Source organism: Emticicia sp. (assembly GCF_049241225.1).
Lineage (GTDB): Bacteria > Bacteroidota > Bacteroidia > Cytophagales > Spirosomataceae > Emticicia.
Genome location: NZ_JBMLRC010000449.1, coordinates 1 through 6,726 on the forward strand (window position 1 = coordinate 1; position 6,726 = coordinate 6,726).

General features: G+C 34.5%; 6 protein-coding genes. 5 read left to right on the forward strand and 1 reads right to left on the reverse strand.

Features of this window, described 5'->3' with window-relative positions; genetic code table 11:
* Nucleotides 1-563: hypothetical protein (locus ACOVO2_RS23175; protein ID WP_421772253.1), on the forward strand; the 563-nt coding region annotated here is incomplete at its 5' end.
* Between the two features lie 68 nt (nt 564-631).
* On the opposite strand, the gene ACOVO2_RS23180 is transcribed toward ACOVO2_RS23175, so the two are convergent.
* A complete protein-coding gene (locus ACOVO2_RS23180; RefSeq protein ID WP_421772254.1) occupies nt 632-928 on the reverse strand; it encodes a hypothetical protein in 297 nt (98 codons plus the stop codon).
* Between the two features lie 199 nt (nt 929-1,127).
* On the opposite strand from ACOVO2_RS23180, the gene ACOVO2_RS23185 reads away from it, so the two are divergent.
* The 4 genes from ACOVO2_RS23185 (at nt 1,128) to ACOVO2_RS23200 (ending at nt 6,709) form a co-directional block, all read left to right on the forward strand.
* The gene (locus ACOVO2_RS23185) at nt 1,128-2,084 is read left to right on the forward strand and encodes an AAA family ATPase (RefSeq protein WP_421772255.1); all 957 of its coding nucleotides are present in this window, start codon (nt 1,128-1,130) and stop codon (nt 2,082-2,084) included.
* 4 nt (nt 2,085-2,088) lie between these two features.
* Nucleotides 2,089-3,015, forward strand: coding sequence for a hypothetical protein (locus ACOVO2_RS23190; RefSeq protein WP_421772256.1), 927 nt, complete (start codon nt 2,089-2,091; stop codon nt 3,013-3,015).
* Between the two features lie 750 nt (nt 3,016-3,765).
* Nucleotides 3,766-5,169 carry a replication initiation protein gene (locus tag ACOVO2_RS23195; RefSeq protein ID WP_421772257.1) on the forward strand — a complete coding sequence of 468 codons (1,404 nt, stop codon included), beginning with the start codon at nt 3,766-3,768 and terminating at the stop codon, nt 5,167-5,169.
* 106 nt (nt 5,170-5,275) lie between these two features.
* A complete protein-coding gene (locus tag ACOVO2_RS23200) occupies nt 5,276-6,709 on the forward strand; it encodes an AAA family ATPase (protein ID WP_421772258.1) in 1,434 nt (477 codons plus the stop codon).
* Nucleotides 6,710-6,726: the final 17 nt, after the last annotated feature.

The window sequence follows — 6,726 nt, forward strand, 5'->3', positions numbered from 1 at the left end:
CCCGAACGCCCTTTATGTGTGGATTTAAAGCTGGTTGGACTGATTTTGTATTGGCTACTGTTCATATTTATTTTGGAGAAGGAACTCCTGTGGACGAACGCAGAGTAAAAGAAATAGAAGAAGTGGCAAATTTCATCAAAAAACGCAGCGAAGATAAGTATGGGTTTACAAAAAACTGGATATTGCTAGGTGATTTTAATATATTCAACCGTGAAGATGTAACAATGAAAGCCATCACTGATGCAGGGTTTAAAATTCATAAGAAGTTACAAACCATTCCTGGCAGCAACGTAAAGCAAGATAAACATTATGACCAGATAGCGTTGAAAGTTCAAGAGGATCGATTTGCAACCAAAGAAGCTGCTGGGGTTTTGGACTTCTACAAATATGTTTTCACAAAAGACGATGAAGCCTTGTACTTGCCACTGATGAAAGAAGGCAGTAAATATTTAGAATGGCGAACATTCCAAATGTCGGACCACTTGCCAATGTGGGTAGAAATCAAAATTGATTATTCGACCGAATACCTAGAAAGAAAACTCTCAGAAAACTTTGGTGATTAAAACGATAGAACTTGTCTTAGCATCAAAGTTGTAGGAATACAAAATTGCCTTGAACGTGTTATTGTGCGTCAAGGCTTTTTTATTTCCCCAATGATTCTTTTCAATTTGTCGTTCTCATTGACATAGTGCTGCAATTGTCCTTTCAAATAAGCTACTTGTGAGAGCAAGGCATCAACCGTGCGGTCTTCTTCATTCCACGGAGCAGCTTCATTGAGGTTTTTGGCTTGATTAGCATAACCACGACAAGTTGACGAACAATACTTGGCAGTTGAGCGATTCGCAAAATAGACTGTACCACAGTACAAACAAGTTTTTTCAAAAACTTTAGCATTATATTTAAATTTACTACGATCAAGTGTAGGCATAATATATTTTTTGGATTGAGTACAAATATAAAACTATTCAAGATAATATCATTATTATTACGTTATAATTCTAATAATATTACAATATGAACAGACGAATATATAGTCCAACATCAAAATTCCTTCAAAAAAATAAACGTAAATTTTGGGTATATTATTACACAAATTTATTAATTTTGGGTAAAATTTTCTTATAACAATGACTAATCAAGAACAAATATTAAAATTTATAAGGCATAATCCAGCCCTATCAGTCAGCACCCTCGAGAAAGAAGCCGAAATTCCACGCCAAACGATTACCCGAGCTTTAAACGAAGGTCGAGCGATTCCAGAAAAACATCTTAATCAACTCCTGCCTGTCATCACTAAATACGGCTACTCCCCTACCCTTTACCAAAAGGCAAGAGTTATTTCTGTCGTCAATCACAAAGGTGGGGTTGGTAAAACCACAACCACGGTTTCCTTGGGCGAGGCCATGGCAAATATGGGTTTTAGGGTTTTATTAATCGACCTTGACCCACAAGGAAATCTCAGTCAAGTTCTCGGAGTTGATTTACCCGAGGTCCAAGTAGCCGATGCCCTACTCGATAACGCTACTTTTCCAGTAGTAAATATTGATAAAAACTTAGACCTCGCTCCTTCTGATATAGATTTAGCTAATGTCGAAATGCGTTTTCACGAACTTACTGGTGGTGAGTTTCGTCTAAAAAACAGAATGAGTCATTTACTCGAAAACTATGATTACATCATTATCGACTGTCCACCGTCACTAAACAAACTCACAATTTCGGCTCTTACTGCTTCTTCAAGTTGCTTAATAACCCTCCTACCCGAAATGTCTGCCGTTAAGGGTTTGAATTCAATTTGGGGAAAAATTTCAGAAGTCAGACGAGACCTAAACGCCACATTGGTAATTGATGGTATTGTATTTACGATGGTGAAACGTAACACAGTTCACGACGGTATAAAAGCTCATGTGAAAGAAGAAGTAACTAACGTCAAAATATTTGAATCAGAAATTAAGCATTTAATTGATTTTCAGAAGTCTCAGATTGCACAAAACGCTATTGCAAAATTTGCCGAAGGCTCAGAAGCTGCTAAATGCTATAAAGAGTTCTGCGACGAATATATTGCTTACTTACAAATCGTAAAATAATCGAATGAAAACAAACATTAAAGATATTCTGGCTGCCAAAACCAAACAAGCACTTTCGAGTAATATTCTTCAAGCAGATTCTATCAGAAAAAATATTATCATTTTAGAAGAGCTCCGTAGTCTAATTCCGCCACTTTTAGACGATGAATTTAAACAACTCGAAAGCAATATTTTAGAACACGGTTGCCAAAGCCCACTTCAATTATGGCAAGCTAATAAAAAAGCTTTAAATCTTCCCTATACCAATGAAGACGAACTCGCCTATATTTTAATTGACGGCCACAATCGTTTCAAGATTTGTTCGACCCACAATTTACCCTTTGAAATTTATCAACTATCCTTCGATTCTCTCAAAGATGCAAAGGATTACATGATAAATTTACAACTGGGCCGCCGCAACCTTAGTCCTATGCAAATTGCCTATTTTAGAGGCTTACGATACAACAACGAAAAGGCAGATAAAACTGAAAATCTCTTGAAGGGACAAAATGTCCCATCGAAAGAAAATACACAAAATTCCACAGACAGTTCACTGAAGGGACAAAATGTCCCATCGAAAATTTCAACCGCAGAAAGGCTTGCTGAAGAATATAAAGTAAATGCAAAAACGATAAAAAGAGATGCAGAATTTGCCAAAGGTCTTGAAAAAATCAGCTCTGATTTGAGAAACAAAATTCTGGTTGGCGAAGAAAAAATAGAAAAAGGATTAATTCAAGAATTGGGCAAAAATGCTAACATTACAAACAACATTTCTTCGATTCAAGAAATTCAAAACTTGAGCAAAGCTGTCTCTACCAGCACGGTTAGTCCTATTCAGCAACAGGTAGAAGCCATTAGTAATATTCTGAGGAAGTTTTCAAAGACACAACAAAAAGCCGACTTAGAGGAATTGATTAAAACGGCAAAAGAAGTTTTGAAAACACTCAAATAGTTTTAAAACTCCAATAGGGTGGGGGAGAAGATTTCACTTCCCCATTTTTGTTATATTTCATAAATCAATAGCTATATCAATCTATAACAAAAATGGGGAAATGGCTCTCCGCAATAAACATAGTTCTTTTCAATGCCCCAAAAATGTTATACTTAGCTTTTGTCAAACTATTTTTCGACCAATTATAAGCTAAAGATTAAAAAGAATCGAGTCTATTTTACACTATTGATATAACTATACGCTAAAAAACTTCCCCAAAAATGTTATGCTTTATATAATATAACAAAATTGGGGCAGCGGAAACAATCTTTTAATCTACGCTGGCTAAAGAATTATAGGTAACTACAGTCATTTAATTATTATTAGTAAATTTTTAAAAAAAACAACATCAAGTGTTTTGTTGCTTTTATCTTATTTAATTTTTATTTAAAAGCTTTCCGCTTATATAAATAATTGATAATCAATTATTTAAACACCTTTTTATAACAAAATTGGGGCATACTATAACAAAACTGGGGTTTACTATACCAATTGTGGGGAATATTATAACAAAAATGAGGATTACTATATCAATTATGGGGAAAATATAACAAAAGTGGGGGTTTTACTATTTCATTTTACTTTTTATAACAAAACTGGGGAAGTAGCATGCTTAACATTTATCATTTCTCAATCGACCAAATATAACATTTCTGAGGGTTGTATAACATGTAAAAAAATATTGTTATATTTGTTTTATTTTAGATTATAATGAAAAAAGATAAAAACGAAGGGAGTGGCTCAATAAAACTTATCAGAAAATCGAACGATTTGGTTGAGGGTAGATACAGATTTGATATTTGGGAAACTCGAGTATTTACTAAAATGCTCACCATGATAAAAAAAGATGATGAAGATTTTAAAGAGTATCGTATTTATCTGAAAGATGTAGTCAAAGATTTTGGCTTATCGCATAAGAACTCATACAAAATGCTGAAAGATGGTGCGAAAGGGCTCACTAAAAAAGAAATCAGAATCATCAGAGATACACCAGAAGGGCTCAAGGAATTTCAGACACATATTGCAGTAGGGGTGGATAGCTTTGTGAAAGATGGTAACTACGTTGATATTTCATTTCACCCTAAAATGAAGCCTTTCTTGCTTCAATTGCAAACTCAGTATTTGATGTATGACATTCGAAACGTATTGGGAATTCAGAGTTCATTTTCTGTCAGAATTTATGAATTATTGAAACAGTATGAGCGAATCGGCAAGCGTAGATTCAGCGTGCAAGAATTGAAAGAGATGCTCGATATTTCGGATAAATATCCGCTCTATGCCAATTTCAAACAAAGGGTGATTTTAAAAGCACAGGAAGACCTTCAAGAAAGTACTGATATTCGTTTTACATTTGATGAAATAAAATACGGTAAACAGATTACTGAATTGGTTTTTCATATTTTCAAAAACAACAAAGTTGTTGATTCGAGAAATGATGAAGAAGTACAGGACTTACCGCAACTCGATATGAATATTCAGAACTTAGTTGAGCGTGAATTATTTTCAATGGTTCGAGATTTTAAAGGAGCAAGTTTAAAAACAGTTCAAAAATGGTTGAAGCTTTACCCCGAAGAATACATTAAATCTCGAATTATTCTTGTAAAAAATTTAATGCAAGTAGGGCAGAAGGTGGCCAATCCGATGGGTTTTATTCAGTCGATGATGTCGCAGCCTGATATTTTTGACCCGATTCAAGAAGAAAAAAATTTACAAGAAGTAAAACGGCAAAAGCTAAAAGAAGAGCAAAAATTAAAAGAGCAGAAACTATCGAAGGAACAGCAAATTGAGCAATTGAGACAAGATTTTAGTGAATCAAGACTACAATTGATAGAAACTTTATTACGAGATAATAAGGCTTTAGCCGCCGAATTTACATCCGAACTTAAAGCTCTACGTGAGCAACCTAATCCTCCTTTTATCATTCAAATTGCTCTCGAGCATTACGAGACAAATTTGCCGGGTATAAACCCTGAAAGTAGCGAAGAATTAATTCATAATTACAAACTCGGAGGTAGTTTTGGGGCATTAATGATGGATTGGTTTGAAAATAAGTTTTCAAATGAATTCAATGACCTGAGTCAGATTTTCGAGAAAAAAATGAATAGCCTCTTGTAAGAGTGTTATATAATCAGCCAATATTGTTGTAATATGTATATTCTTGGCTGATTAAATTTGTTTAAATCAGCCAAAAATTGTATTTTTGAGTAAAAAATGGCTGATTATGAATAAAGAGCGATTAATAGTTGGAAGAAAGAAAGAATTACAGCAGATACAACTAATTTTAGAAAGCCCAAAATCTGAGTTTTTAGCGGTTTATGGTAGGAGGAGAGTCGGTAAAACTTTTTTGATAAGAGAGTTTTTTGAATATCAATTCGACTTTCAGATATCCGGTTTGGCCAATGCGAGTACTTCTCAACAACTTTTTAATTTTCATGCTTCGCTTTCAAGACAGAGTAAGAAAACCTACGAGCAAACACCGAGTAATTGGCTTGAAGCATTCCAACGATTGATAGATTATTTGGAAAGTATCGAAACCAATAACAAAAAAGTTATTTTCTTCGATGAAATGCCTTGGTTCGATACCAAGAAGTCTGATTTTGTTATGGGACTCGAACATTTTTGGAATAGCTGGGCGAGTAATCGAAAAGATATTTTACTAATTGCCTGTGGGTCGGCTGCTGCTTGGATGATTAATGAACTCATAAACAATACTGGTGGGCTGCATAATAGGGTAACGCAGAAAATGAAAATTGAGCCATTTTGCCTCCAAGAAACCGAAGAGTTATTAGAGAGAAAAAACTGTGTTTTCGACCGTTATCAGATTATCCAACTCTATATGGCACTGGGAGGGATTCCGTATTATTTAGATGCAATCAGGCCCGACCTTTCTGCTACACAAAACATTCAAAATTTATTTTTTGAGCAATCAAGTTTACTTCGTAATGAGTTTTCAAACTTGTATCGTTCGTTGTTTCGTAAACACAAAATCTATGAAACAATCGTAGAAACACTATCGACAAAAACACAAGGTTTGCAGCGTGGTGAAATTATAAAGCTATCGAAAGTGGCTTCGGGAGGGACATTGACTAAAGTTTTGAGTGACCTTGAGGAGAGTGGATTTATAAGTTCGTATATCTCGCTCGACGGAAAAGCTAAAAATACCATTTATCGACTTTCAGATTTTTATACATCATTTTACTTCAAATTCATAAAAGATAATAAATATAGAGGAGAAAACGTGTGGATTAACTTATTAGATAATCCGTTACATCGAACCTGGCAAGGATTTACGTTTGAGCAAATTTGTTTAAGTCATACATCACAGATAAAAAAAGCATTAGGAATTAGTGGGATTCAGTCGAGTGATAGTGCGTGGAAAGGAAATTACGGTGAAAAAGCTGCTCAGGTAGATTTACTGATTGATAGGAGGGACCAGGTGATAAATATTTGTGAAGCAAAGTTTTCGTTGGGTAGGTTTAATATTGATAAAGATTACGCTGAAAAATTGCGGGAAAAAGTAAATATATTTAAAGATTCAACCCGAACAAAAAAATCGGTATTTCTTACAATGATAACAACCTATGGTGTCGAAAAAAATAAATATTCGGCAGCACTAGTCCAAAATGAAGTGATAATGGATGATTTGTTTGTGTAGGCAGTACAAGTTTATCA